The 26,921-nt window shown below is 44.1% G+C and carries 25 protein-coding genes and 4 pseudogenes; 10 read left to right on the top strand and 19 right to left on the bottom strand.

The genetic code is table 11. The features are described from left to right. Positions 1–27: 27 nt before the first annotated feature. Both LCF57_RS19220 and LCF57_RS19215 read right to left on the bottom strand, forming a co-directional pair. Positions 28–368, bottom strand: a pseudogene (locus LCF57_RS19220) (VanW family protein); the annotation flags it as partial. A 502-nt stretch (positions 369–870) separates the two neighbouring features. Then, positions 871–1,437, bottom strand: a complete 567-nt coding sequence (locus tag LCF57_RS19215) for a VanZ family protein (RefSeq protein ID WP_226002143.1) — start codon at positions 1,435–1,437, stop codon at positions 871–873. A gap of 209 nt (positions 1,438–1,646) precedes the next feature. On the opposite strand from LCF57_RS19215, the pseudogene LCF57_RS19210 reads away from it, so the two are divergent. After that, a pseudogene (locus LCF57_RS19210) lies at positions 1,647–1,915 on the top strand (transposase); the annotation flags it as partial. Positions 1,916–1,957: 42 nt separating this feature from the next. Here LCF57_RS19210 and vanY read toward each other — a convergent pair. From vanY to LCF57_RS19180, 7 genes and pseudogenes are all read right to left on the bottom strand, one after another. Continuing rightward, positions 1,958–2,821 carry a VanY-A/VanY-F/VanY-M family D-Ala-D-Ala carboxypeptidase gene (gene vanY / locus LCF57_RS19205; RefSeq protein WP_226002142.1) on the bottom strand — a complete coding sequence of 288 codons (864 nt, stop codon included), beginning with the start codon at positions 2,819–2,821 and terminating at the stop codon, positions 1,958–1,960. Positions 2,822–2,940: 119 nt separating this feature from the next. Next, the gene (locus LCF57_RS19200; RefSeq protein ID WP_226002141.1) at positions 2,941–4,038 is read right to left on the bottom strand and encodes a sensor histidine kinase; all 1,098 of its coding nucleotides are present in this window, start codon (positions 4,036–4,038) and stop codon (positions 2,941–2,943) included. Continuing rightward, entirely contained in the window at positions 4,031–4,726 is a 696-nt protein-coding gene (gene vanR / locus LCF57_RS19195; RefSeq protein WP_226002140.1) for a vancomycin resistance response regulator transcription factor, VanR-F/VanR-M family, read from the bottom strand. The genes LCF57_RS19200 and vanR overlap by 8 nt, the downstream gene beginning before the upstream one ends. Positions 4,727–4,951: 225 nt before the next feature. Continuing rightward, positions 4,952–5,076: pseudogene (locus LCF57_RS28265) on the bottom strand (helix-turn-helix domain-containing protein); the annotation flags it as partial. Positions 5,077–5,175: 99 nt separating this feature from the next. After that, positions 5,176–5,286, bottom strand: a pseudogene (locus LCF57_RS27680) (group II intron reverse transcriptase/maturase); the annotation flags it as partial. 5 nt (positions 5,287–5,291) lie between these two features. Continuing rightward, the gene (locus LCF57_RS28260; RefSeq protein WP_413232208.1) at positions 5,292–5,531 is read right to left on the bottom strand and encodes a hypothetical protein; all 240 of its coding nucleotides are present in this window, start codon (positions 5,529–5,531) and stop codon (positions 5,292–5,294) included. 533 nt (positions 5,532–6,064) lie between these two features. Beyond that, positions 6,065–7,933 carry a stalk domain-containing protein gene (locus LCF57_RS19180; RefSeq protein ID WP_226002139.1) on the bottom strand — a complete coding sequence of 623 codons (1,869 nt, stop codon included), beginning with the start codon at positions 7,931–7,933 and terminating at the stop codon, positions 6,065–6,067. Between the two features lie 306 nt (positions 7,934–8,239). Here LCF57_RS19180 and LCF57_RS19175 point away from each other — a divergent pair, with 306 nt between their 5' ends. Further along, the gene (locus LCF57_RS19175; RefSeq protein ID WP_226002138.1) at positions 8,240–8,569 is read left to right on the top strand and encodes a DUF3817 domain-containing protein; all 330 of its coding nucleotides are present in this window, start codon (positions 8,240–8,242) and stop codon (positions 8,567–8,569) included. A gap of 143 nt (positions 8,570–8,712) precedes the next feature. Here the strand turns inward: LCF57_RS19175 and LCF57_RS19170 are convergent, their stop codons facing one another. Together LCF57_RS19170 and LCF57_RS19165 are read right to left on the bottom strand one after the other, a co-directional pair. Then, positions 8,713–8,964, bottom strand: a complete 252-nt coding sequence (locus tag LCF57_RS19170; protein ID WP_007432418.1) for a YolD-like family protein — start codon at positions 8,962–8,964, stop codon at positions 8,713–8,715. A 191-nt stretch (positions 8,965–9,155) separates the two neighbouring features. Next, complete coding sequence (locus LCF57_RS19165; protein ID WP_226002137.1) at positions 9,156–9,725, bottom strand: TetR/AcrR family transcriptional regulator; 570 nt, start codon at positions 9,723–9,725, stop codon at positions 9,156–9,158. 135 nt (positions 9,726–9,860) lie between these two features. Here LCF57_RS19165 and LCF57_RS19160 point away from each other — a divergent pair, with 135 nt between their 5' ends. The 7 genes from LCF57_RS19160 to LCF57_RS19130 all read left to right on the top strand — a co-directional run bounded on the left by LCF57_RS19160 (position 9,861) and on the right by LCF57_RS19130 (position 17,816). Beyond that, positions 9,861–11,324, top strand: coding sequence for a DHA2 family efflux MFS transporter permease subunit (locus LCF57_RS19160; RefSeq protein ID WP_413232207.1), 1,464 nt, complete (start codon positions 9,861–9,863; stop codon positions 11,322–11,324). 179 nt (positions 11,325–11,503) lie between these two features. After that, positions 11,504–13,045 carry a nickel ABC transporter substrate-binding protein gene (gene nikA, locus LCF57_RS19155; protein WP_226002135.1) on the top strand — a complete coding sequence of 514 codons (1,542 nt, stop codon included), beginning with the start codon at positions 11,504–11,506 and terminating at the stop codon, positions 13,043–13,045. A gap of 1 nt (position 13,046) precedes the next feature. Continuing rightward, the gene (nikB, locus tag LCF57_RS19150; RefSeq protein WP_226002134.1) at positions 13,047–13,991 is read left to right on the top strand and encodes a nickel ABC transporter permease; all 945 of its coding nucleotides are present in this window, start codon (positions 13,047–13,049) and stop codon (positions 13,989–13,991) included. Next, positions 13,988–14,842 (top strand): nickel transporter permease, encoded by an 855-nt coding sequence (nikC, locus tag LCF57_RS19145; protein ID WP_226002133.1) that lies wholly within the window; start codon positions 13,988–13,990, stop codon positions 14,840–14,842. Before nikB ends, nikC begins: the two co-directional genes overlap by 4 nt. Positions 14,843–14,849: 7 nt before the next feature. After that, positions 14,850–15,683 (top strand): ABC transporter ATP-binding protein, encoded by an 834-nt coding sequence (locus LCF57_RS19140; RefSeq protein ID WP_226002132.1) that lies wholly within the window; start codon positions 14,850–14,852, stop codon positions 15,681–15,683. Then, a complete protein-coding gene (locus LCF57_RS19135) occupies positions 15,676–16,536 on the top strand; it encodes an ABC transporter ATP-binding protein (protein WP_226002131.1) in 861 nt (286 codons plus the stop codon). The genes LCF57_RS19140 and LCF57_RS19135 overlap by 8 nt, the downstream gene beginning before the upstream one ends. After that, the gene (locus LCF57_RS19130) at positions 16,503–17,816 is read left to right on the top strand and encodes an MATE family efflux transporter (protein ID WP_226002130.1); all 1,314 of its coding nucleotides are present in this window, start codon (positions 16,503–16,505) and stop codon (positions 17,814–17,816) included. The genes LCF57_RS19135 and LCF57_RS19130 overlap by 34 nt, the downstream gene beginning before the upstream one ends. Positions 17,817–18,316: 500 nt before the next feature. Here the strand turns inward: LCF57_RS19130 and katA are convergent, their stop codons facing one another. The 6 genes from katA to LCF57_RS19100 form a co-directional block, all read right to left on the bottom strand. Next, entirely contained in the window at positions 18,317–19,774 is a 1,458-nt protein-coding gene (gene katA / locus LCF57_RS19125; RefSeq protein ID WP_226002129.1) for a catalase KatA, read from the bottom strand. Positions 19,775–19,973: 199 nt separating this feature from the next. Beyond that, complete coding sequence (cysC, locus tag LCF57_RS19120; RefSeq protein ID WP_226002128.1) at positions 19,974–20,576, bottom strand: adenylyl-sulfate kinase; 603 nt, start codon at positions 20,574–20,576, stop codon at positions 19,974–19,976. Between the two features lie 40 nt (positions 20,577–20,616). Beyond that, the gene (locus LCF57_RS19115) at positions 20,617–21,519 is read right to left on the bottom strand and encodes a TIGR02452 family protein (RefSeq protein WP_226002127.1); all 903 of its coding nucleotides are present in this window, start codon (positions 21,517–21,519) and stop codon (positions 20,617–20,619) included. Beyond that, the gene (locus LCF57_RS19110) at positions 21,516–22,007 is read right to left on the bottom strand and encodes an NADAR family protein (RefSeq protein WP_226002126.1); all 492 of its coding nucleotides are present in this window, start codon (positions 22,005–22,007) and stop codon (positions 21,516–21,518) included. The genes LCF57_RS19115 and LCF57_RS19110 overlap by 4 nt, the downstream gene beginning before the upstream one ends. A gap of 29 nt (positions 22,008–22,036) precedes the next feature. Then, on the bottom strand, positions 22,037–22,942 hold the full coding sequence (locus tag LCF57_RS19105; protein ID WP_226002125.1) for an NUDIX hydrolase: 906 nt from the start codon (positions 22,940–22,942) through the stop codon (positions 22,037–22,039). Between the two features lie 210 nt (positions 22,943–23,152). Next, positions 23,153–24,205: a DUF1835 domain-containing protein gene (locus tag LCF57_RS19100; protein WP_226002124.1), complete on the bottom strand. Its 1,053-nt coding sequence runs from the start codon at positions 24,203–24,205 to the stop codon at positions 23,153–23,155. A 137-nt stretch (positions 24,206–24,342) separates the two neighbouring features. Between LCF57_RS19100 and glsA the strand changes: the two genes are divergently transcribed. Next, a complete protein-coding gene (gene glsA / locus LCF57_RS19095; RefSeq protein ID WP_226002123.1) occupies positions 24,343–25,281 on the top strand; it encodes a glutaminase A in 939 nt (312 codons plus the stop codon). 71 nt (positions 25,282–25,352) lie between these two features. Here glsA and LCF57_RS19090 read toward each other — a convergent pair whose 3' ends face one another. Both LCF57_RS19090 and LCF57_RS19085 read right to left on the bottom strand, forming a co-directional pair. After that, positions 25,353–26,219 carry a VOC family protein gene (locus LCF57_RS19090; RefSeq protein ID WP_226002122.1) on the bottom strand — a complete coding sequence of 289 codons (867 nt, stop codon included), beginning with the start codon at positions 26,217–26,219 and terminating at the stop codon, positions 25,353–25,355. A 48-nt stretch (positions 26,220–26,267) separates the two neighbouring features. Then, positions 26,268–26,681 (bottom strand): DoxX family protein, encoded by a 414-nt coding sequence (locus tag LCF57_RS19085; protein WP_226002121.1) that lies wholly within the window; start codon positions 26,679–26,681, stop codon positions 26,268–26,270. Between the last annotated feature and the right edge of the window lie 240 nt (positions 26,682–26,921).

Here is a 26,921-nt window from a genome sequence, read left to right as displayed (position 1 = left end):
TACTGTGAAATTTCTGTTTCCCTAAGCTACCGTAAGATCGTCTTTATAGGGGGGCGCTTATACGCATGGCGTACAAGCCGCCAGAAGGAAAAAGTTTCGTCCGGCTTCAACAAAAGACCGTTCAGCGTCTTCGCTGCCAGTTTTAGGTTAAATACCTTGTTTACCTGATACACCATGTCAAAGCCGGTATTGCCGTTGTATAATGCGCAGCCCGCTTCAAAGAGCTTATAGAGCGACTGCTTCTCGGCAATGGTTTCCGCGTAGCGACGGCCATCAAGTCGTATACTGGCATAAAAACATATCTTCCTTTGCATGACCCGAACTGGCAGCAGGAAAGGGAATATCTGCGTCAATCTATTTCTGCTCATGGTAAGCACCCGCTTTCTCATTTTTTGAACCCACAATGTCTACTGAAGAATTGCGGCGTAAATCGCAAAAGCGTCGTCAATGTGTAAATAATCCGTCGCTCTTGGGAGTATGCGGGGATGTACAGACAATCATAATGTTCATTTAGATAATTTTTCGAAATAAAAATGGATAATAAAGTAATATCATACCTATAAACGAGCAAACTAAATAAAAAATACCCTCGTATTGTATTACTAGAATAGAAAATGCTTAATGGCAGGCTTGTTGATTAACCACTAAATGGTAGAAAAAGAATCGTCAACTCGGTAAAATTGTTTGTACCCCTACAAACCAACCGAAAGGTGACGACTCCATGAAAAAGCTATCACGATTGTTAAGTTGCACGTAGCCCTGCGGGTTAAAACGGGCAGCCCCTGAACGTTACAAAGCAGAAGGAAAATCCTTTGTCATAAGACCGTTCCTTTTGTGTAGGGTATCATCTTGCATATGCAATAAAGATATTCAGAGGCGCAATCTCACCACAAATAATAAATATAATAAAACAGGTAATCCTATTGCTGATAGTATTGTGATTGCAGTACGTACTTTTTTCCCATCTCGTAATATAAACAATAAAAACTTATACCCTAAAATACCAACTAATCCACCCAAACAATTTAAAATTATGTCATCAATGTCTGATGCTCCAATGCCTAAAAGCCCCTGAATGATTTCAAAAAATAAACTCACTATGAGTATAAATAGCAGATTGGTTATTACTCTTTTATTTTTTTTGAATAATGACAAATATGTGCCAAGAGGAATAAAGATAACTATATTGCCAACCACATTAGCAAAAGCGAAATTTTTTATAGTGGCAGAGTTGCTAAATATATATTCCTTTATACTATTAAAAGGAATGAGATTGATTGACCTATCTAAAGTCCTTTGACTATTTAACAAATCCAAAAGTGAAATTCTTGATAAGAACAATAATTTAAATAAAAAAAGTACGTAACAAATGAAAACTCCATATAAAAAGACTGTTTCAATTCTCTCTTGTTTATTCATAATACTTCCATTTTTCATTTCTTCCCGCCTATTCTCTGATATTCAGTTTATAAATTCGTAACGGCTTTGACTATAAGCCGACCTAACGTGTAAAACCATTCTACCAAGCCTGTCGATTAACCACTAAATAGTAGAAAAAGAGTCGTTAACTCGGTAAAATCGTTTTACCCCTACAAACCAACCGAAAGGTGACGACTCCATCTATCCTTCAATCCGTATTAACGCCTGAACAAATCGCGCTGATGTACAAAGCACGTTGGCAAATAGAGGTATTCTTTCGCTGGATCAAGCAACATTTGAACATCCGACGCTATTTGGCACAACGGAAAATGCCGTCTATGGCCAATTGTATACGGCGCTGATTGTCTTTGTGCTGCTCAAATGGCTGTTTGATGGTGCAAAGCAAGCTTTTCCCCGTCATGCAGTGCTTTCTTTTGTTCGCTTTACTCGCTTGCTGCTTGTGAGTAAGTGTAAGCATATAGAATACGTCTCCTAACTTTACATTTAAACCTATGACTTTATCATTTTAGAACCTAATTCAAGAAAATGTGGTCACAATCACTCCATCAATATTATTACCAGATATTTCATACTGTTCATTCGCTGGTACTTCAACTTCAATTGTCTCGTTTTGAGAAATGGGATAATATGAAATTGTATATTTTTTCCCATCAGCACTAACAGAAATGCTCTTTTCTTCTTTTAAGTAATCCCAATATTCTTCCAAAGCTAAATTCATTTCCTGCATAATCGCACTGTGAGGCAAGCCGACATAGCGAATATGCCATGGTTCATATTGAATTCCTGTAATATCCGTTTTATCCGAGGGATAGCGTAAGATAAAGCCGTATTTCCAAGAATTTTCTTCTATCCACTCTCCTTCAGGTGCTTCTTCCATCTTCATTTGAGTAGACCCTACATCAAGTGCTAATCCTAAATTGTGTTCGCTATGACCAGCTGGCAAAGCATAGTCAGCCCCCATCTCCTCGTACAGTCTGTTTTGCTCATCAAAGTCTCGATAACCACTGCTAATTAAGAAATTACTAACCCCATCCTCTTCAGCCGCAGCTATTATCTCCGAAAATTTTTCAGCTATTTCTTCTGATAATTTTATTTCACTATTAAGTAACTGGTATCCGGTTGTTAATTCTTTGTGTGTAAATAAATTTATGATATCCGATTTTATACCAGCTTGTTGAACAGCATATTCACTGTTAACCAAAAGCAGATCCCCTTGATAGATCTGCTCTTCTGTAATCTCAATCTTTTGGGTATTTTCAGTAGCTGTATTATCATTTTGTTCATATATTTGATCTTCTACTTTATCTTGGGATATCGGTAATATATTAAAAATAAAAACTAGAAATAATGCAAAAACCAATAAAAATCCCCACTTTTTCATTTTTAGTCTCTCCTCCTTGATGTAACTTGTTTATAGGATAGGAAAAACTTTTAAAATAAAAAGTGGGGTAAATATTAAATTTCTCTTAAATTTTTACTTGGATTTTATTATTAATCTTCTTAGAAATCCGCCATTGGTAATCGGACTTCAAATATAGTGCGTATTAAATCACTTTCGGCAGTTATTGTCCCATTGTGTTGCTCTACAATATTCTTCGCAATGAATAAACCGAGACCTGTACTATTTTCTTGATGAGTTCGTGCTTTGTCACCAGTATAAAGCATATCAAAAATATGAGGCAGTTCATCTGGAGGAATGGCATCCCCATAATTGATAGCTTGAATAACTACTTCCTCTGAATCAATAAAACCGTTGATATCTACATACTGCCCCTCATACCCATAGCGATTTGCATTAATCAGAAGATTTTCAAACACACGTGCCAATAACTCTCCATCACCCATAATAGATAAAGGGGAAGTCATATTCATTCTTGCTATCAAATCGTTTTTCTCGAAGACAGGATACAACTCTTCTTTCAATTGAATAAGTAGCTCACTTAAATCGATTTGTTTCTTTTCAATTGGTAACATGCCATAATTCATCCTAGTTATTTCGAATAATTCATCAATTAACCTTTCTAAGCGTTGAGATTTGGTAAAGGCAATCGTTAAATAATGCCTGATCTGATTTTCAGTCAAGCTATCATCCTTAAGGATTAAATCTAAATAACCTAAAACAGAGGTAAGAGGTGTTCGCAAATCATGAGCCAAATTTACTACTAACTGCTCTTTGCTACTTTCCGAAAAGTCACCCCTTTCTATGGCTTGTTCTAATTTTTCACTTGCCAGATTAATGCCTTGTGCAATATCACTAAATTCATCATTTGACAATATTTGAATTCGATGCTTAAAGTCACCCTGAGCGAGATAATGAATTCCTTTTGAAATCTCATTGAAATAGGCAGAATAGGGTTTTGTAAGTAAAAAGAAAAATAATATCGAAAGCGTGATAAATAACAGTAAAAAGACGTTAAGGTCTCCAATATTTTGTATGATTTTGCGAAAATAAGCTAGTGTATCTCCATGACTAACATTTGTATAATAATACAATTGGAGTACTTTAAAGAGTAGATATGTTATGACGCTAGACAACAACATGCTTAAACCTAACAGTATTATCATTTTTGAACGAAAGCCTCGTAGTATTTTACCCATTGAATTGATAACCTACCCCCCATAGAGTTTTTATCAATTTGTTTTTTCGTTTATCCTCTTCAAGTTTTTTCCGCAAAGTACGAATATGAACCATAACGGTATTCCCACCTTCATAGTATGCTTCCCCCCATACCTTCTGAAAAATATCTTCTGCACTATAAACTTTATTTGGATTACTGGCTAATAAATATAAAATTTTAAACTCTTTCGGTGTTAACTCAATATTCTTACTATATAGAGTAACTGTACGTTGTTCAGGTGAAATCGTTAATCCTCCAAACTCCAAGTTTGAGTTCTGTTTGGTTTTAGGTTGATTCAACTTCATAAAGCGTCGCAGCTGTGCATTTACCCGAGCTACCAATTCAATGGGTATAAATGGTTTCGTCATATAATCGTCTGCTCCAATCACGAGTCCCTGCACTTTATCAAAATCAGACGTTTTAGCGCTCAAAAAAATAATGGGCATATTATGTTTTTCGCGAATGCGACGTGTAGCTTCATATCCATCCATTTTTGGCATCATAATATCCAAAATTAGTAAATCAATTGGTTGAGTCTGGATAACATCAATGGTTTCTTGCCCATCCGATACCTTAATGACACGATACCCTTCTTTCTCTAAATGTATAGCAACCAAATCAGCAATTTCAATATCATCATCAGCTATTAATATTGTTATATTTTTCATTTATTTCACTCCTATACAAAGTTATCATTAATCGTCAATAAGTCATACGAAGTTGGATCATAAAAATATCAGTTTTTGATAGTTAGTTCCGCAAAGTTAGTTTAACAGTGTTACAGTTAGTTGAATAATTTAGAGTTTTTATTTATATTCTATTGTTTCCTTTTCTTCTTTAAAAATATTGCCCATTAGAAGAATACAGAATGGCTAATTATTCACTTCTGATAATTACCTGTATAATGATGCCCTAGATACATTAGTAATTTCACAAATTTGATTTACAGTCATATTTCCTTCTTTATATAGCTTACCGCATAATTCATTCCTGCGTGATTTTTATTATACTTCTTTAAATTTTGAAATGCTTCCGGGCAACTGCACTGACCACCTTGCTTCTGCGTATTCATCTTTAGTCTCAGCTTGTTTTCCAGGTACTTCTGGCATGATTCCAGTAGTCGCGTTGCTGCTCGTTTGCTCTTGGCTAGCACCACGATGTCATCCGCGTAGCGAATGACGATAACCCCTCGGCTTTTCATCTCCTGGTCGAGTTCGTTCAGATAGATGTTCTTCAGCAGAGGGGATAAGGGGCCGCCCTGTGGAGAGCCTTCTTCCGTTTTGCAGTAGATCCCGTTTCCATAACCCCGCTTTTCAGATATTTCTTAATCAGGTCGACTACGCGTTTGTCATGGATTTGTTTGCGCAGGAGATTCATCAGCAGCTCGTGGTTCAGCGTATCGAAATATTTGGAGAGGTCGATTTCTACCGCGTAGCCATACCCCTTTTCCGCATATTCTTTTACTTTCCCTATGGCTTGCTGCGCGCTTCGCTTCGGGCGATAGCCGTAGCTTCCCTCCGAAAAGAGCGGCTCAAACAGGGCTGCAGCTGCTGGGCGATGGCTTGCTGGATGTACTTGAGACTTACGATTGTTCAGCCCTTCCCGAGAAAAAAAACTTCCCGGTAGTATGGCTTATGCTGACTTTTCACAGCAAGCTTTACTCCGTCTTTCGGATTTTTTTTCCTACTTATCGTCTGTGAGATCTCCCCGGGTAAGAGCGATAACCTTCCCCTCATCTATCTGCCACATCTACATCCTGGGATTCGGGCAGTATTGGACTTTGCTTCACAATGCCTTCTATGTGATTTTTATTCGTCAGACCGAGGGTTTGCCTCCGGCTTCCTTCAGATTTCGCCTCGCGACCCGACACCCTTGCCTTTAGCTAACAGTTCCTACTGCCAAGCCTGTAGCGGACTTTCACCGCCAAGTTATCGCCCATGCCGGGTGCACAACTTATAAAAAGAGTCCCATAGTTTTCACTATGGAACTCTTTTTTACAGATACATTTATTTTGTAATCGTAATTTGTTTGGATGCAGTGTTATAGTTCACCTGATAACCCGAAAGCTCGCTGATGACTCGTAATGGAACCAGTGTATAGCCGTTAATAATAACCGGGGCCGTGATGTTCGTCGAGTAATTCCGGGAATTGTTTAACTCATACACGGCAAGGGTCGAATTCTTGACTTGAAGCATCACTTGTTTACCGTCAGTAGGGCGAGTCATGATGATTTTTTTGGTCGCTTTTTCATAGTTTACCTCGTACCCCACTCGTTCACTGATAAAGCGCAACGGGACCATTGTTACCCCATTTATGATCCGCGGAGCCTGAGCCATCGTCGTAGCACGACCATCAACATAAGCTGCTTTAGCTCCTGGTGTCAGGATGAACGAAGTTGAATATGAGGAAACCGCGCTGTTAGGGTATGAGGACGTTGTACCGGAAGTGGTCGTAGTAGTGCTCGTCCCGGACGATGAGCTACCGGTACCAATCGCTCTATTGCGAATAGCTTCCAGCCGATCCAGCAGATCGCTTTTACGGGACCCGCTCGGCAAATCACTGATTGCGTCTCTGGCAGAGCGCCAGTCGGAGGCATTCAGACTATTTTCTGCAATTCGCATTAAATCTCTTGCTTTCTCATAGTTTGATGAACTAGAGGAAGACGAGGAATAGCTATAACTATCTGCACGTTCCGAGATCTTTACCCCGCTAGATTCCCTTCCACTGCTATTTACAGTTGTAACCTTAATCTCATACCAGCGTCCTTCACGTAGATCCGTAATTTTGTAGGATTCAGAGGATGTAGTCCCCTCGTAATCACCATCAACATATATTTTCACTTTTTCAGCCGAACTCGGCATATCGTAGGTAATTTTAATCCAGGTATCGCTCTTGCTATCTACTTCAAGATTGGATACTTCTGACGAATTGGAGGACGTGCTGTTCGTCGTGGCAGTCAGCCTCACACCGGAGGACAATGCACCTGTACTTCGCTTGGACCTGATCATAAACGTGTATGTCTGGCTTGCCGAAAGATTGTTGAATGTATAGGATGTTCCTGTTGAGTCAGTTACCAGTTGTCCGTCCTTATACAGACTGACCGTATTAATTCCGCTAGGCCTCGTCCAGGAAACAGTAACGCTATAGTTATTAACTGATGTCACTGAAGCCCCTGTCACTTCTGGTACTGTATCGACAGTAAGCGCTGAGGTCGTAACCGGAATACTGATCCCTCCAGATATGTTGCCGGATTTGTCTATAGTCTTGATCGTTACTGTATAGTTTGTGGAAGCAATCAATCCACTAAACGTATAGGACGTGCCTGTAGTTCGCTGCACTTCCTTGCCATTTAAATAGATAATGGCTTGGCTCAAGTCAGCATCCCTGGGCATTATGTAATTTACGGTAAAAGTGTTGTACCCTAAATTCGCCACTGTCAGCCCGCTTACCTCTCCCGGGGGTGTCTTATCTACAGGAGCACTAGCGGAAGCAGTCTTGGCCTGTATTGTAGTACCTTGAGATTCATTTCCACTCTTATTCACCGTCTTCACTCGGAAGGTATATGTCGTATCCGGCTGTAAGCCGCTCAACGTATAAGAGTTACTTCTAATGTTATCTACATACACATCGTTACTGACACCGATCACCTTTACATGGTCAAAATTGATGTCCGACGGATTAGCCCAAGACAAATTCACCCTTGTTGTATCTAACGCAGCCGCAATCAGATTGCTCACCTCTGCTGGTGCAACACTCAGAGCCGCGGATTGGCTCGCCAACACTTCCGTTCCTCCCCAGATGCCATACCCCGTATTTAAAATCAGTGTAGCCGTTGCGAACGGAGCCATCCATTGGCGCAAATGCTTCTTATTCATGGTCAATGCTCTCCTTGATAACAGTATAGAAATTTAAAATTTCATAATTATAAGTAAGCCTACAAAACCCTCCTGCTGCAATCCAGCTTTTAAAATTTATGCCATAATGGTTACACGTTCATTTAACTGTTATCGGAATTATCATAGAAAATGTTTAGGGCTCTATATTCTTTGATGTTAAATGAAAACTCAGATCTCCCCTTGGGTATGCTGTAAATATTCAATATATCGTAACTTTTTATTGTCTTATAACATCAATTTGTAGGTTATATTAAATTTTAATTAATAAAATAAAGGAGGTTTATGATGTTTAAAAATGCATTTAAGACCTTTGGTTTCATCGGTAATATTGAAGCGATTTCATATTTGCTGCTCGTATGTATTGCCATGCCGCTTAAATACGCAGCCGGAATGCCGCAAATGGTAAGCTGGGTGGGGATGATTCATGGGGTACTGTTCGTGGCTTATGTGGCTGCAATTGTAGTCATGCTGATTTTACGGAAAATAACAATACTGCAAGGGCTCATGGCTCTGATTGCCTCACTGCTGCCGTTCGGGCCTTTCATTTTTGATCGTAAGGTGCTAAAGAAAGCCGAAGCACGTGGTAATAACACTGCCCCAATAAAAACTACATAAGCATGTATGAGGTTTCTTCCCTCTTTAATGCGACCATATATGCAAAAACAACCGGTGGCTTCAAACCACTCGGTTGTTTTTGCATATAGATTGTAAAGTGCTATTCTTCTAGTTTTTCCTTCTACTTAACTATGTAAGCTTGATTAATCTCTCGGGTAATTGACACTCATAATGTCCATAAAAGGAACTTTATCCGTCTCACCATTATTCTCTACATGAACTCTCCCCGTTCTTGGGTCCATTTTGACGATCTGTCCGCGGACTGCTTCTTCACGCCCCCATACGGTCAATACAACTTCGGATTGCTCTTGTTGTGCCTCTACAAGCTGATTCCCGATTTCCTCCAACACAAATTCATCCCGAGTAGGCCGTTTGGCCACCTTCGCCTTTGCCACTTTTGTTCACCCTCTCTTTCGTGCAAAATCAAATTCATTCCATTTTACCATACTTTTCATCATTTGGTACTGGTGATCTAAGTAAAATTGCATCCACTGATACATAAAAAAAGAGCAGATTTCTCAAGGCAAGAAAATCGGCTCTCAAAACAGTTGTTCGGGCTTATTGCGGAGCGTTTTGGGGGTTCTGATTATTTAATCAGCTGTGGAATATAATCCACCACATTATAAATGGGTGCACTGCTCTGTTGAGTAACGGCCAGTATTAAAGCTCCTTCCAGCATGGATATAATGAGCACTGCCAAACTGCGCGCTTTTTCTTCCATCCATCCAGCCGCTTGAAGGCGTTCCATATAGAGATGCTGCCAATCTGTAAACGTATTCACACAGGCATGACGGAGAGATTCACTAATGCAGGAAGTTTCTGCAGCAGTCCAAAAGCCAATCGGCATAAATCCGTTAAAGCTGACGCGATCTGCCTCCTCAGCTGTATTGCGAATAAATTCCTGAATGGCCCTCACGGGGTCATCGTTCTCTGCCAGAGTCTCTTTCAGTTTTTGCTTAATAAACTCGTTCCCTCTTCTAATACACTCTAACGCCAGCTCTTCTTTTCCACGCGGAAAATAATAATAGAGAGAACCCTTAGGTGACCCACTTTCTGCAAGAATCTGATTAAGCCCAGTAGCGTGATACCCCTGATGAAAAAAAAGCCTCGACGCGGTTTGTACGATATTCTCATATGATTCGGGTTTAGCAGCCATATACAGCATCCTTCATTGTATGATATTTAAATTTTATTTTGACAAAAAAATAATAGCATGTTTATTATATATAGACCGATCGTTATAATTCAATACCCATCAATATATTGGAGGAACAAAAACAACATGAGTACAATGAGTCAAACAAGTGCTCCTTCTGAACCCAAAACGTTCAAGGTGCTGCCTATTATGATTGCCCTGCTGCTTAGCGGTTTTATCGGGATGTTTAGTGAGACGGCGCTGAACATTGCGCTGAATGATTTGATGCAGATTTTGCACATTACGACAGCAACAGCTCAGTGGCTGACTACGGCTTTTCTGCTAACACTCGGTATTTTGGTACCTGTATCTGGATTGCTGCTTCAAACCTTCACGACAAGACAGCTATTCGTTACATCGTTGCTGTTTTCTATTGCGGGTTGTCTCGTTGCTGCGCTCGCACCTACATTTTCAGTGCTATTGATCGCACGTATTCTTCAGGCCGTCGGCACGGCGCTGTTATTGCCGTTGATGTTTAATACCATCTTGATCATTTTCCCAGCTGAAAAAAGAGGCGCGGCTATGGGGATCATCGGATTGGTGATTATGTTTGCACCTGCGGTTGGACCTACCATTGCAGGACTGGTTCTACAAAATCTCTCCTGGCACTGGATTTTCTGGATCTCCCTTCCGTTCCTGGTTCTCTCGTTGATCTCCGGTATTTTATTTATGCAAAATGTTTCGAAAATTACCAAGCCGAAAATTGACGTTTTATCTATTCTATTGTCTTCCATCGGCTTCGGCGGTGTCGTATTCGGCTTTAGTAAATCCGGAGAAGGCGGCGAAGGCTGGACCAGCCCGGTTGTTTTGCTGCCTGTGATCATCGGGCTGATCGCGTTGATTCTGTTTTCGATGCGCCAATTAAAAATGAAGCAACCTATGCTGAATTTGCGTGTTTTTAAATATCCGATGTTTGTCATCGGAGTCGTGATGATCTTCCTGTGTATGATGACCATCCTTTCTACGATGTTAATTCTTCCGCTCTTTTTGCAAAAAGGGCTCGCCCTGTCCGCTTTGACAGCAGGTTTGGTGCTTCTGCCAGGTGGGATTATCAATGGTCTCTTATCTCCCATTATGGGCTCCCTATTCGATAAATTCGGTCCCAAATGGCTCGTCATCCCAGGGCTTGCGATCGTTGTCGCTGTTTTGTTTTTCCTGTCCGGCATTACAACAACATCAGCTATCGTACTCATTATTGTGCTTCATTGCTGCCTGATGATCGGGATTTCCATGATCATGATGCCCGCTCAGACGAACGGTCTAAACCAGTTGCCTCTGGAGCTTTATCCAGATGGAACAGCCATTATGAGCACGCTGCAACAAGTTGCTGGTGCTATCGGTACAGCCGTAGCAGTAAGCATTCTCTCCAAAGGTATGGAAAGCTATTTGAGCCAATCCAGTATGCCTGAATCCATTAACGAACTGGCGAATGCCATGGCATTCGGGTCTCAGAATTCATTTTTCTTCGCCATGATTGTCAGCGTGATCGGGCTATTCCTTGCTTTTTTCATCCGCAGAGTTCATGTCAAAAAAGGGGCAGCTCAAGCTCCGATGCACTAATAAACAAGCCTATAATAAAGGCTGCTGACCTTATATCCACGGTCAAGCAGCCTTTTTTCTGTATGAACCTATCTACATATTCATACAGTTACATATTTACAAACCTCCCCCATTTGGTTACGATATGCTTTATGAAGTAAAGCGTAAGAATTACGATTACTATTAAGGGGGATACTCTGTTGATTAAGCATCCGTATTTTAAATTATTCTTACCTACAGTAATAGCGGTGATGGTGGCAGCCTGCTCTACATCTCCATCAGCTTCACTCTCTCCATCTGCTGCAAACGCACCACAAGATAAAACTGTCACTTTATTGTTCAATGTGCAAAGCTCTTCGATAGATCCGCATACGGATGTGAACTATACAGCCGTCCGCGCTGGAGTGAGTGAAACACTGGTCAAAGTGAATAAAGATCTCAAGCAGGAAGCTTGGCTTGCAGAGAAATGGAGCAGCAAGGATGGACAACACTGGACCTTTAACATCCGTCCGGGCGTGAAATTCCATAGCGGTAAGTCCGTTAATGCCGCTGCTGTCAAGGCGTCTCTGGAAAGAGCGCAAAAGCTTAACCCATCGGTTAAAAATGCGCTGCATATTCGTGACATCCGTGCGGATGGGCAGATTTTGGAGGTTACGACAGACAGGCCCTTCCCGGAATTTGCATCTGAGCTAATTCATCCCAATACGGCTGTCATAGATAACTCCTCTACAGATGCCCTTCCATCGGGAACGGGGCCGTTCAAGGCTGCCAGCTTTCGCGCCGGAAGTGAACTGAATTTGGAGCGCAACGATCAATATTGGAATGGTGAAGTGAAATTGAAGCAGGCCAAATTTGTATTTAACGAAGACGCCAATGCGCGTCAGCTTGCTTTTCAAGCCAAGAACGCTGACATTGTATATCGTCCGCCGATTGAAAGTCTGGACCTGTTAAAAGCTGATTCCACAGTTAAAGTGGACTCTCTGCCCAGCCTGCGGACGCATCAGCTCATTTACAATATGAACAACAAAGATCTGAACAAGACGGCTGTACGTAAAGCCTTCGATCATCTGATCAATCGTGATGAGATTGCGGATGGCATCATGTCGGGTCAGGGGACTCCTGCTCAGGGACCGTTCCTGTCCGAATTTCCTTTTTCACCGACATACACTGCGAAAAAGTTTGATTTGAGCGCTGCACGAGACAACTTCAAGCAAGCTGGATATTCAGTGCATGACGACAAAGTAAAAGCGCCCGATGGACAAGCGCTTCATCTCACGTTATTGACTTATCAGTCAAGGGCAGAGCTTCCGCTCATTTCACAGCTAATCCAGGCTAACGCCAAGGAACTCGGGATTACGATTGATATCCGCCAGGTTGATAATATCGACGAATATCTTGCTGCTCATCAGGATTGGGATTTGGCAACTTACAGCTGCATTACGGCCCCGCGCGGCGATGCAAGCTATTATCTGAATGCGGCTTACATGCCCGAGGGAGCACTGAATTATGGGCGTGTGCATGCACCGGAGCTGGAGGCTATAATCACGAAGCTGAATACAACAGTGAACGAGGAACAACGCAACAAGCTGGCGCTGGAAGCTGTCTCGTTGATTGATCAAGAAAATCTGCACTCTTTTCTCGTTCATCCGAACAACGTAGTGGCTTACCGCAATTACGTGCATAATTGGGTAACAAGCCAAAGTGAGTACTACCTGCTGACCCAGGACCTGGATGTGAAATAGCATGCTCAAATCGATCGCCAAAAAGCTTTTTGAACTGGTATTCTTCTTTCTTATTCTTTCCTTTGTAAGCTTTTGCCTGCTCAAGCTGGTTCCGGGTGATCCCGTCCGGAGCATTCTCCGGGTAGATGATGTAGCTGTATCCAATCAGCAAATTGCAGATATGCGCAGCCAGCTCGGACTAGATCAGTCGTTACCTGTGCAATATGGTAAGTGGCTGGTTCAGTTGCTTCAGTTGGATTTTGGACAGTCTTATTTGACCCATCGTCCAGTGTTGGCAGAATTTACGGAAAAACTGCCTTATACACTTCTGCTGACCGGAGGCTCCCTGTTCATTATGCTGCTCATTGCGCTTCCGCTGGGAACGATGGCTGCGCTATATCGCAACCGCTGGCTTGACACCGCCAGTCGCATGTTTGCCTTAATTGGCTCCTCGATTCCCAGCTTTTGGCTAGGGCTCTTGTTTATCGAGTGGTTTGCGGTTAAACTGCGCATTTTTCCGTCCATGGGTGAAGGAACCGTTTTTCATCTGGTACTCCCTTCTCTCACCTTGGGACTGGCGATGGCGGCCGTTTATGTACGCATGATCCGCGCCAGTCTAATTGAAAGCTCAGGACAAGATTTTATCAAGGCGGCGCAAGCCCGGGGAATCAGTCCGACTCGCATCTTTTTCAGACATATATTTCGTCACAGCCTTGCTCCACTTATTACAGTATTCAGTGAGAGCATAGGCAGCCTATTGGGAGGAACGGTTGTGATTGAGGTGCTATTCTCTTATCCGGGGTTGGGCAAATGGATTGTGGATGCAATTGCCGCAAGGGATTATCCCATTATTCAGGGCTATACACTTTTTATGGCCGTGTTCATTGTATGTATCAATATGACAGTTGAGCTATCCTACCGTTGGATCAATCCCGAAATGGCTTTGAAGGAGAAACGTCCATCATGATAAAATTCTCACATGCTGAAAACAGGCAATTCGCTAGCATGAAATGGTCTAAAACTTGGATTGTGGTGCTCTTTATCCTGCTCATTTTTACAGCAATTACAGTGATTCCGCTCCTTGCCCCGCAAGATCCGTATCGTATCCGGATGGAGAATCGGCTTCAACCGCTCAGCTCTACACACTGGCTGGGAACCGATCATATGGGCAGAGATGTGCTGTCGAGAGTGATCACAGGGCTTCGAACAACGGTCGGAACCAGCTTGCTGATCTTAGCCGTTTCACTGGTTGTCGGAGTTCCACTTGGTCTGCTGTCAGGATTTGTCGGGGGCTGGGTTGATCGTGTATTCAAACGAGTGGTCGATGCCTTCATGACATTACCCGATTATATTTTTGCCATTGTGCTGAGCGGTCTGCTCGGACCTGGCTTGATGAATCTTATTTTCGCGGTGACGGCGATAAAATGGGTTAGTTATGCACGACTGGTACGCAGTACTGTGCTCACTGAAAAGCAAAAGGATTACATTTGGTTATCCATACTTGCAGGTACATCCTCCCTGCAAGTTGTCATGCGGCATATTCTGCCCCATGCGATTGGGAATGTGCTGGTAATGGCTGCGCTGGATATCGGCAAAATCATCTTAATGATTGCCTCCTTGTCCTTTTTAGGTTTAGGTCCGCAACCGCCGATTCCCGAATGGGGCACCATGCTGAATGAAGGAAGAGCATATTTCCAAATGGCTCCCCATCTGATGCTGGTCCCCGGAATAGCTGTCGTAGTCACGGTGCTACTGGCGAATGTGCTGGGAGACAAGCTGCGTGACCGATATGATGTTAAAACACGGACGGAGGAGTGAACCGTATATGCTATCTATTGAAGGCTTAACGATTCGAGCAAATGCAAAAACAATTGTAGACCAACTGGAGCTGACCATTCGTCCGGGGGAGTGGTTTGCCCTTGCCGGAGAAAGCGGCAGCGGCAAAAGTATGACAGCTTTCGCGATCGGTGGGCTGCTCCCCTCCTCCTTAACAACGGACGGGGTTATTGACTGGAAGGGCAACAATTTGCTGACCTTGTCCACCAAACAAAGACGTTCCTTACTTGGCAATGAAATCTCGTATATTTTTCAGGACTATCACGGAGCATTTACCCCCTTCCTGCGTATAGGCAGTCAACTGGACGAGCTGATGCACGCTCATGGCAGTGCAGATCGAAATGAGCGTAAACAGCACTGTATAGAGGTCCTTGAGCGCGTACAGCTTCCCGCCGAGCGGGTATACGGCAGCTATCCCTTCCAGCTGAGCGGCGGTCAGCTGCAACGAGCGGCTATTGCCGCCGCACTGCTGCTAAAGCCACAACTTCTGATTGCTGACGAACCCACAACGTCGCTGGATACCCTGACAGCTCACCGGGTGCTCCAGCTCATCGACCGAATCCGGATGGAAACGGGGATTTCTGTCCTGTGGATCACCCACGACCTTCGTCATGTCCGCAAGTATGCGGATCGAATCACGGTGATGCGTGCGGGCTCGCTGGTCGAAAGCGGCGAGACAACAACGGTGCTGGATCATCCGGCACATCCATATACACGTCGACTGCTGGCAGCGATTCCGCCGCTGTCTCCAAGTACTCCGGCACGTTTACCATACAGCACCGAAGAACAAATCTCACGGGAAAGAAGCGATTTGTATGGATGATCACGTCTCCTCTCTTCAACATGTAGTCACATCCAAATATGTAGCCACATCTAAACCTGTTGTCACCGTCTCCGGTTTGACGAAGACTTTCACCGGAGGCAAAACCGTGCTGCACAATGTTTCCCTGTCGATTTCACCCCAAGAATGTCTGGGCATTGTCGGAGAAAGTGGCAGTGGGAAAAGCACGCTTGCTCGCTGTATTTTAACGTTGGATTCGTTTGATCAAGGTGAGCTTATGCTGGATGGCCAAACAGTCCAGGGATTAAAGCGAAATAAGTTAAAACGGTTTCGCAGCAGGCTGGGGGCGGTATTTCAACATCCCGCAGCGGCTTTAAATTCCAGACTGACCATTCTGCAATCCTTGCTGGAACCGTTAGATCAGCTCAAAGGTTATGTCCCTTCCTATATGACAGGTATGCCATCGAAACGGCGGGAAATAGCCGAGCATCTGCTCGGTATGGTCAAACTTCCAGCCAGCTATCTGGATAAGTACCCGCATCAGCTCAGCGGCGGGGAGAAGCAGCGTGTAACCATTGCGCGCGCGATCAGTACAGAGCCGGACTTTATCGTGCTCGATGAGCCAACGGCAAGTCTGGATGTGACGACGCAGGCAGCCGTTTTAAATCTGCTTAAGGATTTACAGGATGAGCTGGGAGTGGCCTATCTGTTCATTTCCCATGATCTGGCCGCTGTACACTTCATGAGTGACCGGATTATGATCATGAAAGATGGCAAGGTACTTGAGGATTTTGCCAAGGAAGCTTTATTTCAGCCAGATCGTCATCCATATACACAATCTTTACTGGAGGTTTTTTCAACATGTTGCCTTCCCACCGAGACTATCTTGCTTTAGCTATCCCTTTAATACTTTCGACGATTACAACCCCATTGCTCGGTGCAGTGGATACGGCGGTAATCGGTCATTTGAGCGATGCCTCCTATTTGGGCGGTGTGGCTGTGGGCACTCTTATTTTCAATACTTTATATTGGCTGTTTGGTTTTCTACGCGTTAGCACATCGGCTTTTACCGCACAGGCTGCGGGGGCTCAAAATAACGATCAGAGCATAGCCGCACTCATGCGCCCACTGGCTATCGCTTTACTGATCGGCGGGTTGTTCATTATACTGCAAAAGCCGATCCTGCTGGCCTCCCTACATTTAATCCATCCTGCTCAGGATGTAGCTGCGCAGGCAGCGATCTATTTTAACATTCGTATTTGGGGAGCGCCGCTTACACTGATAAACTATGTGATGCTCGGCTGGCTGATGGGATTATCTCGCGTGAAAGCCACCTTATTTCTGCAAATTACGATGAATGCGATCAATATGATATTGGCTATTGGGTTCACACAAATCATGCAGTGGGATGTAGCCGGTGTAGCAGGTGCTACACTAATCGCAGAAGCCCTCGCCTGTATACTCGGTCTTGTACTTATACTTCGTTCCTCGGTCTGGAGAGAATGGTTGCAAAGTAGTGGGAAAAAAGATTGGCAGAGTTGGTTTGGAGTCTCGGAGCTGAAAAGTGTCATGGCAACGAACCTTGACCTTATGATTCGTACAGCCTGTCTGCTGACGATGTTTAATCTGTTCACATCCCATAGCGCAAGCTTCGGAACCGATCAACTTGCTGCAAATGCTATTTTGTTGCAAATTCATTACATTATGGCTTATTTTTTTGACGGATTTGCCAATGCCAGCAGCATCATGACGGGTCAAGCCCGTGGTGCTGGAGATCGGAAAATGCTGCAAAGAGTTATCCACTTGTCTTGGTTCTGGACCCTGGTTACCAGTGTGGTAACGGGTGGACTGTATCTAGCACTGAAGGAGCCGCTTATCCGACTGTTCACAGATAACGCCACGGTGATTAGCCTAACAGGTCCATACAATGGATGGCTTGTCGTCTTTCCGCTGGCTGCCGGGCTGGGACTGGTATTCTACGGTGTGTTTACAGGAATGACGGTAACGTATCCGATCCGTAATTCCATGTTGATTTCGCTACTCTTCTTTTTAGCTGCTCTCTTCTGGTGCGTTCCCCACTATGGGAATCACGGGCTATGGCTGTCCTTTATCGTTTTTGCTTTGGGGCGGTCTCTATTTCTTGTAATCTATTTGCCCAAGCTACAAAGGATATAGCGCTTACAGTGCTGACGAGCGTGTTAATGCGTACTTCTATACAGCTGCACGGACGGATCATTCTTACGATCACTGACGCTTCTACAGAACGTTTCCGTCCTCTCCGCTTGCTCTATGCTGTTTACATCATTATATTTTTAAACACAAAAACACACCAAAATAAGCCACAAAACTTATATTATAGGAAGCTTGCAGCTTTTCTAGTTTTAGAATTTTTCCTTTGGTTTGTAAGACTAGAGCACCTAAAAGCAGCGGAGAGGACGGAACGATTTCGGAAAAGCGGTAGCGGTCGGTTTGTCCCCAGATTTACACCGCTTAGCGTGATTCAATAAATCTGGAGACAACAGCGATTGGAGCAACGTTCCGTTCGTGGAGCGTCCACCACAAACAGCTGCTCTATATCGTACTCAAAAGCAAAGGATGTCCTATCAACCATGTACGTGGCGTTGGGACATCCTTTTATTTTATGGAGAAGTCTTAGCTAAAGTACGCAAATACCTCTATTCACCTTGAGGAATGGTCAATCCCAAACCTTCGGCTACACGGCGTCCGTATTCAGGATCAGCCTTGTAGAAATGTCCGATCTGGCGCAGCTTAATTTCGTCGCTTTCTACGGGTTTCATCGCATTTACGATATTTCGAACCAGACGTGCACGCTCATCTTCACTGAGCAAGCGGTACAGGTCTCCTGGCTGTGTGTAGTGATCATGATGATCGTAGGCTACACTTTGAGCTTCGCCAGACACTTCAAAAGGAGCGATTTTGTGTGCTGGTGATTCTTTCGGTCCACCGAGGCTGTTAGGCTCGTAGTAGACAGAGCCACCACCATTGCTGTCACTGCGCAATGCCCCATCACGTTGGTAGTTGTGTACTTCCGCATGCGGACGGTTGATCGGCAGTGAATTGTGATTAGCGCCTACACGGTAGCGATGTGCGTCACCGTAGGCAAACAGGCGTCCTTGCAGCATTTTATCCGGAGAGGCTTCAATACCTGGCACAAATGAACCCGGAGAGAACGTCGCCTGCTCTACTTCTGCAAAATAGTTCTCAGGATTACGATTCAGTACCATACGTCCTACCTCGATCAGTGGGTAATCCTTTTGCGACCATACTTTTGTTACATCAAATGGATCAAAGCGGTATGTGTTCGCATCCTCTAATGGCATAATCTGCACATATAGTCTCCATGCAGGAAAATCGCCCTTCTCAATGGCATTAAATAAATCTTCTGTATGATAATCCGGATTTTCACCAGCAATTTTCGCAGCCACATCGACATCGAGATTTTGTACGCCCTGCTCTGTTTTAAAATGATATTTTACCCATACGGCCTGACCCTGGGCGTTTACCCACTTGAACGTGTGACTACCGAAACCGTGCATATGTCTAAGTGTAGCGGGAATGCCGCGATCAGACATGAGAATACTTACCTGATGCAGTGATTCAGGAGATAAGGACCAGAAATCCCACACTGCATTCGGATTTTTCAGATGAGTTTGAGGATGACGTTTTTGCGTATGAATAAAGTCTGGGAATTTAATGGCATCCCGAATAAAAAAGACAGGCGTATTATTGCCTACGAGATCATAATTACCTTCCTCTGTGTAAAACTTCACCGCAAACCCGCGCGGATCACGTACCGTATCAGACGAGCCCAGCTCACCCGCAACGGTAGAAAAGCGTATAAACATCGGTGTACGCTTGCCTACCTCGGACAAGAAGCCTGCTTTGGTATATGCAGATAAATCATTAGTGACTTCAAAATATCCGTGCGCTCCCGCACCTTTGGCATGAACAACACGCTCCGGCACACGCTCCCGGTTAAAATGCGCCAGTTTCTCCAGCAAATGCACATCCTGAATCAGTGTAGGTCCGCGTGATCCGGCAGTGATGGAATTTTGATTATCACCGACAGGAGCGCCCCAGCTTGTAGTCAGGTTGGTTGGTTGTTTACTCATGAATGAAATCACCTCTTGAATGAATTGGTTGACGATATGTTGTTGTAATCCAAAAGACCTCCCACCTCTGACACCGTATATATAAAGAACCAGGGAAAGATTCAGACGGCTTCAAGATGAGAGGTCTATTCTATTTAAACATGAATTCCAAATTGGATAATGAAGATTTCAGGAAGATTTGAAAAAGGTTTGACGAAGATTAGAACAGCAATGATTCCCTGTCGAGAAAATCCAAGATATCTTGAACCGACTGGGCTACCTCCCGACCTTCAGTAGATACAATTAGATCAGGCTCCAGCGGTGTTTCATAAGGAGCATCAACACCTGTAAAATGACGAATTTCTCCCGCTCGCGCTTTCTTGTACATTCCTTTTGGATCACGTCGCTCGCACTCCTCCAGACTGCACTGTATATAGATCTCATAGCAGCCTTCCTGCTGTAAAATTTCCTTTACCATTTCACGGTCTTCACGATAAGGGGAAATGGTGGCGCAAATTGTGAGAACACCTGCATGTGCCATTAGCTTTGACACTTCAGCAATACGACGGATATTTTCCTTACGGTCAGCGGGCAGGAACCCCAGATTGCTATTTAAGCCATGTCGAACATTATCCCCATCCAAAATAAATGTGCGTATGCCGCGTGCATATAATGCTTTTTCCAATGTGGAAGATACCGTTGATTTTCCTGAGCCAGATAGCCCCGTCAACCAAAGCACCGGACTTTTATGTCCATTCAGAAGCTGACGCGCTTGCTTATTAACATCTGACGTATGCCAGGTAATGTCCGAAGATGGATTCATTCAGCACTCTCCTTTTCATGACATATTATGGCCTCCAGCTTCAGGAAAGGGCCTCTTTAAAACTGCTTAAGGTACGTTGCCCTGGTGTATGATCCAGTATGGCAAAAACAACCCGTTCGAACAACAAGGCATAGCCCTCATCTACAAGCACTTGCTTAAACCAGTCCGCAACCTCTTCCGGCTTATTGCGGAATACCCCGCAACCATAGGCTCCCAGTACGAGATGCTCTACCCCGTTTTGCTTAGCCATTCCGAGAATGTAACGAATACGCTCTAACATCACTTCGCTTATCCGGTTGACCTGCTCTGGCTCCCGTTCTCGCACGACTCCAGCATTAACAGCAGGTGCAGTCAGGAAATCGACCTGATACGGCTTTTCCAGCAATGTTCCTTGATCATCTCGAAATACCGGAACTTCCGGCGAATAAATCATATAATCCGAGTAAAAACAGCTTCGCAGCTTTCGGTTATGCTGGTACATTTCTTCCATTTGTGAAATGCAGGGATACAACGCTGACGAACGAGCCAAGCTTTCCTCTTGGGCCTGGCTGCCTCCAAGAAACCCGCCTCCCGGGTTTTTGGCTGATGCAAAATTCAAACACGCTATGTGCTCCAGCCTCTCCTCAACCCGGAGCCTAAATGCCGCCTGTAACGTGCTTTCGCCCGTAATTTCCATCATTGCAGCAGTATGCGCCCGTTTGTCTATGTGTGAAGAGGACTCCAATGCACCTTGTATCCTTTGCTCTGCCTCTTGTTTTACAGCCACCAGTTGAGAAGGTGTATATAGCTTCGAGCCTGTGATCGCGTTATCCACTTTTTTTGCTATATTCACTTGGGCTTGCTTGGTATTTGTGTAATATCCATTCTCCAAAATAGATAGCGTTTCCTGCGCCATCTGTGATCGAGCATCCCGGTTGCTCCGGTGATTCATCGTACTTGTCATGATGACAATTCCTCCTTTTGCAATAGTTCCTCACGTAAATTCGTCAATATTTCCCCTAGCCAATTCGTGCCTCGCCATAACTTGCGGTTGTTTATGCGGGCATCATTTTCAGTCAAGCCTACACCCCAAATGGTGTCTGTCGGACTAGCCTCAACCAGTGTGGTCCCCTTCGTCTTAAGCAAATACTTAAGCAGATTCGGATTTTGCGTAAATTTGGCATGGTTACCGTCATACACAAACTGTCGGCAATTCTTATCCCACAAGGTTTGATCAAACCCGAGTACACTACGACCACGGGCCTTTTGCTCCCTAGGTGTGGATGCCAGCATTATTTTCCGGGCCGCCTCTTCATCCCCAAAAAGCTGCGCTTTTTTAAACATCATATATTGCTCCGCGCAGTTAAACTCCAAACCATCTACGACAAAATCAGAGGGATACCATTGTGAAAATGGCGAATGACTGCGATAAAAAAATGTAAACTTCTCCATGACAATTCCTCATTTCATATTCCTTTATACTATATAAAACGCGACCTAGGCTTGAATCGGTATAGCTTGGACGGACGATGTCCAGCCGCCTTTCTATATTCATTCGTCTCGTCTACGAGATCCGCTATTTTACGGCGGAAGGCCGCAGCCAACAGCTCTTTACCCAAAATAATTTCATACACCTGTTGAAGCTCACTCAATGTAAATAGGGAGGGCATCAGATGAAATGCAATATCTGTATATTCAATTTTGCTGCGCAGACGCTCGATGCCATACGCAATAATTTTGGCATGGTCAAAGGCAATTCCCTGTGACTCCAGCACTTCTCGCTTGATTTCAATGGTTTTCCCCTTCAGGATTTCAGTCACTTTTACTTTGGCTGACAGGCGAATGTCCCCATGCTTCAGGGTAACGTCAATGTCTTGCTCCCACGTGTAACCTTCCGGCTGATTCGTCCGCGTCTCCTGAGCCACACTGTAATCCAGCTCAAACCATCGGGCATCCGCGGCATCGTCCCCGGCCTGTATCTCCAAGGAATCGTGGTCTACCAATGCCATGTAAGCGCAGCTGATGACCCGCATCCGCGGATCACGTGCTACATCTCCCCAAGTGTATAGCTGCTCCATATAAATCTGATCCACATTCGTTTCGGTTTTAAGCTCGCGTCGTGCAGCTTCTTCGAGGCTTTCATCCATACCCACAAAACCACCGGGCAACGCCCATTGCCCTATAAAAGGGTGCTCCCCTCTTTGGATCAAAAGAAGCTGGAGTGTCTTCTCCGGCAGCTTGCGATAATTATGCTGGAGCTGATCCATTACAGTAAAAAGCAGCATATCTACCGTTACTGACGGACGTTCGTATTGAGTTGCATCATAAGCGGCCAGAAATTGCTCCTCCGTCAAGCCGTTAGGATTGTATTTTGATATTTCTGTCACTTGTGTCACCTGCCTGTTCATATATTGGTATAGGTTATTGTTGTTATGATAAAAACAACATGTTAATATCAATATAGTAATATATAAGTTTAGCCTCGTCAACATCTTCTCCATGAAATCCATATTCAATCAGATGAAGGGTATTGCCCCCTATGTCTGAAAAATAAAAGAGAAACCCTGGTCTTGTATGGACTGGGTTTCGTGGTTTTACTACTTTAGTTTCACAGCATAACGATGTAACATTCCCGGCATCCCTAGAAATTCAAGTTCGCCATGAGCGATTAAATATTGAATCCGATATTCCAAAAAGGTATCGCTTCTTAGTTGCGGCCATTGTGTTAACGCCTCACCTATTATTTTTCCGGTATTTACATATTGCTGATTATTCTCTAGCTGTAGTTGAGCGATCATATCCAGCAAAGCCTGGTCAAAGTAATCTACTGGCACATGAACGATTTGGTCATTGTCCCATAATCTCAGCACACTATCCTGTTCACTAAGCTCCAGCCACTCTTGTTCGTATCGTCGTCGATCTTCCATGCGTACAACATGAATTTTATTTTCATTTCGCTTAATGAGCCCTTCGATCTCTTTTGAATGCACCACACTCATGGATAATGGGAATGGATTCTCAGCATTTATACGCTCATTCGACTCCTGTTTCATGGCATCCGTGATATTGATGACCTGAATAGGAGCAGCCCTGTTTCGCAGAACATATAATGCAAACCGTAATCCAACCTGCTCATGAGCATTAGACCCACACCAGATTGTGATCGACTTATCATCAGAAATTTCACTAAGAGTAGTCATCATCTGTTCAATACGATGCTCCCAATTGGCGTAATGGAAGAATTCATGATGAACCATCCGTTCAGCTAACCAGTTATGGCGGTTTTCTTGTCCTTCTTGTGTTTCCAGCTTCCATAACGGCCCTATGGAAAATAGATCATCAAAACACATTACCTTACTTTCATACCGCAATCCTGCACCTGAAAGTCCTTGCTTCATCGAGCCCGCGGCAGACTGAGAGAACAACAGGTGTATATGCCTTTCCCGAGTGCGCTCAAGCTTCAAGCGCTCATTTCGGCTTGCCTCCACATTGTTTGCCCACTGCTCCAATATGTAATTAGCCCATTCAGGATTTCTGTCCGATAAGGCTTCAGCCCGCTCCAGCACACTACGTACGAAACCTCTAAGTCTTCGACCATTGGATACCTCATTATAGTCTTCATCAAAAGTTGAGTTATTGTTAGATGACAAGTCATCTACCTCCTTTCATCCAATCCAATTAGAGCTTGTCTTTCGACCGAAAATTTCTTTAGAATAAGTGTATAGCTATCACTTAATGCTCTACAATAACAATACCACAGGATGGTTACTCGACTGGAGGAAAAGAAATGACATCGGAGTGGCAGAGACTACAAACCAAACTGCCGGAATGGGTGGAACAAAGCCGTCATGAGTATATCCATGGCAAGGTAGCGGCGTATATTCCCGAATTGTCCAAAGCACCGCCGGAAGCGCTGGGTATTGTTGTCATGAATGGTGCGGGTGAGACCGTGGTAACCGGGGATACGGAACTCCAATTTACGATGCAAAGCATCTCAAAAGTATTTACGCTCATTCTGGCCTTGATGGATAACGGAGAAGACGTTGTCTTTTCCAAGGTGGGTATGGAGCCTACGGGCGATCGTTTTAATTCCATGTTGAAGCTGGAACTGGTCGAGCCAGGTATTCCGTTTAATCCGCTTATTAACGCTGGAGCCATTGCCGTCTCCTCCCTGATTCGCGGGAACAGCCCCGAAGAAAGGTTTGCCCGTGTTTTGCAATTTTTCCGACTGCTTGCCTCTAATGACACGCTGGAATATGACCAGGATGTCTACGATTCGGAATCTGCCACAGGTCATCTGAACCGTTCTCTTGCTTATTTCCTGATGGAAAAAGGGATTCTAAGAGGTCATGTCGAGGACGTGCTGGAGGTTTATTTCAGACATTGCGCTGTAAAAATGAACTGTACGGATTTGGCACGTATGGGGCTCGTTCTCGCCTACAACGGCCGTGATCCAGTTACGGGCGTACCTTTGATCCCTCGCCGCTATGTGCAGATTGCCAAAACATTTATGACGACATGCGGTATGTATGATGCTTCTGGAGAGTTCGCCATTCAAGTCGGACTGCCTGCCAAAAGCGGTGTATCCGGCGGCATTATGACGATGGTGCCTGGACGATACGGCATTGGATTAGTTGGGCCTTCCCTGAACCGTATGGGCAACAGTACAGCGGGTGTACATTTGCTGGAAACCATGTCTCGGGATTTGGATTGGAGCTTGTTCTAGTATACAAAAAAAGGGTATTCCGAGCCTAATGGCTTATGGGAATACCCTTTTCTGCCTGCGTTCCTGTCATGTTACAAGGTTTGACCGTTAGCCAGTTTAATTTGAATGCGGAACGGGTCAGCTACATACTTGGCACCATTGCGTTCCTGCATTCCATAGCCTGCTGCTGTCAAACGAGCGACAACGGCATCTAGTTCCTTCTGATCCGGTACAATCAATTCAAAAAAATCCAGTCCAACTGCATTCTCGGGAGCTGGAGGTGCTCCTTCACCTGCCCATATATTCAAGCCCATATGATGGTGGTAACCTCCTGCGGAGATAAACATAGCCGAGAAACCATACCGGGACGTAATGTCAAAGCCAAGCACATCGCAATAAAATTGCTGCGCTTTGAGCAAATTAGACACATGGAAGTGGACATGCCCGATGACTGTTCCCTGCGGCAGTCCCTGCCAAGGCAGGTTTTCGGAGATCGCAACTAAGCCTTCCGCATCCACGGGATCTGTACCCATAATATAAAACCCATTGATATCTTTTTTCCACTGATCGCGAGGACGATCCGCATAGATTTCAATCCCGTTATTATCGGGGTCATGGATATATAGTGCTTCACTTACATCATGGTCTCCCTGTCCGATTTCAATCTCATGAGCCAGCAGATTACGTAAAGACAGTCCCAGAGCCACACGGTTCGGTAGAAGAATAGCAAAGTGGTATAATCCGGCTGTGGACTGGCGCGGAAGAATGACTGCATTTTCAATATATTTTAGGGTCAGCAGCGCATGCTTTCCGTCGACCGTCAATTCAGCAGTATCCGCCGTTTGACGCAGCAGTTGAAAACCAACCACCTCAGTATAAAATTGAACCGAGCGCTCCAAGTTACTAACCTTTAATGAAACCTGCCCGATTTTAGTATTGTCAGGAAGATGTGCTGTCATGGGATTTCCCTCTTTCTACATGGATTGGACGACTTGGTTAATCAAACATTATTGTTCTGTTGACGTACGACGGCTGAATAAAGAATCCACAGACAAGCGGGTCGTCGGTGCAAATACTAGATGAAGAGCTACCAAAATAAAAGCAATATCCAGCTCATAGCCGGCACCTTGACCATTCCCCATCAACCCGCCGGACAATTTGGCAGTGAGAATCGCGCCGATCAATACAATAACAAAAATTCCGGATACATAACGGGTAAGCACTCCGAGGATTAATGCAATTCCGCCGACCAATTCAATCACCGCAACAACATAACCTAAAAATCCTGGAACGCCAATGCTGGAAAACCAGCCTGCTACATTACCCAACCCCATTTGAAATTTAGCAATTCCGTGTGCCAAAAACAAAATTCCTAGCGCCACCCGCATAATTGTAGAAATATTTCTGCTTGCTGAACTCATGTTTATCTCTCCATTCTGTTTGTTTTTCACACTCACAAGTGTATATAAATAATTAATTTATATTACTAATAATTCGGCTAAAAAAACAATTACAATTCGAATCCATGCTGCAACATATTTATACGAATCATACTCAAATTATTAGTAATAGGAATAATTATTTTGTAATGTGAATTTATCATAAGAAACTATAGTCTGTCAACAAAATATTTGGTATGATAAATATTAAATTAGTATACA

The sequence above is a fragment of the Paenibacillus sp. BJ-4 genome (assembly GCF_020404765.1).
Classification (GTDB): domain Bacteria; phylum Bacillota; class Bacilli; order Paenibacillales; family Paenibacillaceae; genus Paenibacillus.
Note: the sequence above shows the minus strand (reverse complement) of the source record. Positions and strands in the feature narration are given on the sequence as shown.